General features: G+C 74.3%; 4 protein-coding genes. 3 read left to right on the forward strand and 1 reads right to left on the reverse strand.

Features of this window, described 5'->3' with window-relative positions:
* Positions 1–98 precede the first annotated feature (98 nt).
* Positions 99–1,403: an alpha/beta fold hydrolase gene (locus ACWGKI_RS20670; RefSeq protein ID WP_452189543.1), complete on the forward strand. Its 1,305-nt coding sequence runs from the start codon at positions 99–101 to the stop codon at positions 1,401–1,403.
* 134 nt (positions 1,404–1,537) lie between these two features.
* Positions 1,538–1,813, forward strand: a complete 276-nt coding sequence (locus ACWGKI_RS20675) for a hypothetical protein (protein ID WP_452189545.1) — start codon at positions 1,538–1,540, stop codon at positions 1,811–1,813.
* A gap of 18 nt (positions 1,814–1,831) precedes the next feature.
* On the opposite strand, the gene ACWGKI_RS20680 is transcribed toward ACWGKI_RS20675, so the two are convergent.
* Positions 1,832–2,215, reverse strand: coding sequence for a YybH family protein (locus ACWGKI_RS20680; RefSeq protein ID WP_452189546.1), 384 nt, complete (start codon positions 2,213–2,215; stop codon positions 1,832–1,834).
* A gap of 128 nt (positions 2,216–2,343) precedes the next feature.
* Here ACWGKI_RS20680 and ACWGKI_RS20685 point away from each other — a divergent pair, with 128 nt between their 5' ends.
* Positions 2,344–3,135 carry an ABC transporter ATP-binding protein gene (locus ACWGKI_RS20685; protein ID WP_452189548.1) on the forward strand — a complete coding sequence of 264 codons (792 nt, stop codon included), beginning with the start codon at positions 2,344–2,346 and terminating at the stop codon, positions 3,133–3,135.
* Positions 3,136–3,192: the final 57 nt, after the last annotated feature.

Genomic DNA, 3,192 nt, shown 5'->3' on the forward strand with positions numbered 1-3,192 from the left:
CAGGGCGCCAGGGCGCCCTCCACTTCGGGAACACCTACGACCGCCCGCACGACGTTCGTCCCCGCCGCTCTGCGCCGTCCTGCCCGTAGGGTGGCGGGGTGAGCAGCACCGTCACCCGCGCGTACACGATTCCCGGCGTCCACGTCACCGACCGCACCCTCACGGTGCCGCTGGACTGGTCGCGGCCCGACGACGGTCGCACGATCTCGCTGTTCGTGCGGGAGCTCGTGGACCCCACGCGCCGGGGCGACGACCTGCCGCTGCTGGTGTTCCTGCAGGGCGGCCCCGGCGGGAAGGGTCCGCGCCCCACCGGCCCGGACGGCTGGGTGGGCGACGCGCTCAAGCGGTTCCGCGTGGTGCTGCTGGACCAGCGCGGCACCGGCCGCTCGACGGCGGTGCGCGCGGCCGCGCTCACCGCGCTCGGCTCCGCCGAGGCGCAGGCCGAGCACCTCTCCCACTTCCGCGCCGACGCGATCGTCGACGACGCCGAGCACGTGCGCCGCACCGTGTACGGCGGGCGGCGCTGGTCCACGCTCGGCCAGTCGTACGGCGGGTTCCTCACCCTCACCTACCTGTCCCGCGCGCCCGAGGGTGTCGCGGCGTCGTACGTCACCGGCGGCCTCGCGGGCCTGACCGCGAGCGCCGAGGACGTCTACCGGCGCACCCAGCCGCGCGTCGTCGCCAAGAACGCGCTGTACCGCGAGCGGTACCCCGACGACGTCGACCTCGTCGCGCGGATCGCCGACCGGCTCGCTGCGGGCGACGTGCGCCTGCCCGGCGGGGACCTGCTCACGGTCGAGCGGTTCCAGACGCTCGGTATGGCGTTCGGCATGGGCCCCGGCTTCGAGCGGGTGCACTGGATCGTCGACGAGGCGTTCGACGACGGGTCCGACGAGCTGACCGACACGTTCCTGGCCGAGGTCGAGGCCGCCACCGGCTTCGCCACCAACCCGATGTACGCCGTCCTGCACGAGTCGATCTACGCGCAGTCCGGCACCGGGGCCCCCGCCTGGGCCGCGCAGCGCGTCCGCGAGGAGGACCCGGCGTTCGGCACGGACGCCCGCCCGCTGCTGTTCACCGGCGAGATGATCTACCCCTGGATGTTCGAGCAGGTCGCCGCGCTGCGCCCGTTCCGCCCGGCGGCCGTGGCCCTCGCCGCCCGCGACGGCTGGGACGACCTGTACGACCTCGACGTCCTCGCCCGCAACGAGGTGCCGCTCGAGGCGGCCGTCTACCACGACGACATGTTCGTCGACGGGGACCTCTCGCTCGACACCGCGGCGCACGTCGGCAACGCCCGCGCCTGGGTGACCAACGAGTTCGAGCACGACGGCCTGCGGCTGGGCGACGTCTTCCCCAAGCTCCTGGCCCGCATGGACGCCCGCGGCGGCGCGCGGTCGTGACCCGGTCCGGGGACGACGGCCTCTCCTTCGACTGGTACGCGTACGCGCCCCAGTCCGGAGAGGTCTTCGTTCCACGACGCCGGTCGGGGGACACGACCGACCCGCCTCCGCCGGACCCTCACCGCGTCCGACTCATGAATGACTACTCGGTCGACTGGCCGATCTGGCCCAAGACCGACCCCGCCCGCAACGCTGCCGTCGAGGAGGCCGTGGACGACGCGCTCGCGGTCCGCCTGCGCGCCTGGGCGGACGTCTTCAACGAGCACTACCACTATCTGCACGGCTGGGACGACCTCCGCGTGGCCGCCGCGCACCGCGCCGAGGGCGAGGCGCTGCGCGACGCGCTCGCCGCCGTCCTGCCCGCGCCGTGGCGGGTCGAGCTGGACTACTGGGAGACGAACGGCGCCTGACTCAGGACGCCGCCTGACTCAGGAGGCCGCGGTCCACGTGCGCCCCGGCCAGTACGCCCACTCCTCGAAGTCGGACACGCGGCCGTCGGGGGCGAAGCGCAGCACCCACAGGTCGCGGTACTCCTGCTCCCGCGGCGCGGTGTACCGCACCTCGAGCCGGACGACGGCGACGTCGTCCTCGACGGCGAGCAGCGCGGCCGTCATCGTGAAGGTGGCATCCTCGTCGACGGTCCAGAACTCGCGGATCGCGTCGTGCCCGACCAGCACCTCCAGGTCGTAGGGCGATCGCGCATACCGCGCCTCGGGCGTGAAGAGCTGCGCGACGGCGTCCGCGTCGGCGTCGCGCCAGGCCCGCTCGTACGCGGCGACCCAGTGCGCCACCGCCTCCCGCTCCATCGCCATCTGGGCAGTATGCCTGCCGTCCGCGCACCGGGCAGGGCGGACGGGGCGGGAACCGCGCGGTACCTTCGTTCGTCGGACGTACCGGCAGCGCCCGTCCGGGCGCGCCACGTGAAGCAGAAGGCGACCTCATGAGCACCACCTCCCCCACCCCGATCCTGCGCGCGACCGGCCTGGTGGTCGGGTACGGCGGGCCGGCGATCCTGGAGGGCATCGACCTGGCGCTGCTGCCGGGGAGCGAGCCGGTGGGCGTGGTGGGCGAGTCGGGCGCCGGGAAGTCGACCCTGGTGCAGGCGCTGCTGGGCCAGCTGCGCATCCGCGAGGGTCACGTGACCTTCCAGGGCCGCACCGTCTCCAAGCTGGGGCGTCGGGACAAGAAGCGGTTCCGCGCCGCCGTGCGCACGGTGGCGCAGAACGGGCTCGACGTCGACCCGCGGTGGACGGTGGACCGCGCCGTCTCCGGCGCGCTGACCGATGCCCGCAAGGCCGGGCGCGCGAGCGGCCGCACGGTGGCCGAGCTGCTCGACGACGTCGCGCTCGAGCCGCAGTTCGCCCGGCGCACCATCCACTCCCTCTCGGGCGGCGAGAAGCAGCGCCTCGCGCTGGCGCTGGCGCTCGCGACCCGGCCGGACGCGATGCTGCTCGACGAGCCGCTCACCGCCGTCGACCCCGCCATGCGCGGCGAGATCGTGCGCCGTCTCACCGAGGCGACCCGTGCCGAGGGCACCGCGGTGCTCCTGGTCTCGCACGACGTGGAGCTGGTCGGCCGCCTCTGCCCCACCGTGCACGTGCTCGCGGACGGCACGTTCGTCGCGTCCGGTCCGATGAGCGACGTGCTCGCCGCCGGCGCGGACGACGACGTCCACCCCGCCGTGCGCGGCCTCGCGGAGGCCGCACCGCTGGCGGCGCAACGCTTCCGCTGAGCCCCGCCCCACGCTGTGGGTACGAAAACGGCGAGAATTCGGGCGCGAATTCTCGCC

This window comes from Isoptericola sp. NPDC055881, from assembly GCF_053615895.1.

Bases quoted from the DNA above. Each gene is read 5' to 3' on its own strand.
- ACWGKI_RS20675 (WP_452189545.1), top strand. From the start codon at position 1,538: ATGAATGACTACTCGGTCGACTGGCCGATCTGGCCCAAGACCGACCCC.
- ACWGKI_RS20680 (WP_452189546.1), bottom strand. From the start codon at position 2,215: ATGGCGATGGAGCGGGAGGCGGTGGCGCACTGGGTCGCCGCGTACGAG.
- ACWGKI_RS20685 (WP_452189548.1), top strand. From the start codon at position 2,344: ATGAGCACCACCTCCCCCACCCCGATCCTGCGCGCGACCGGCCTGGTG.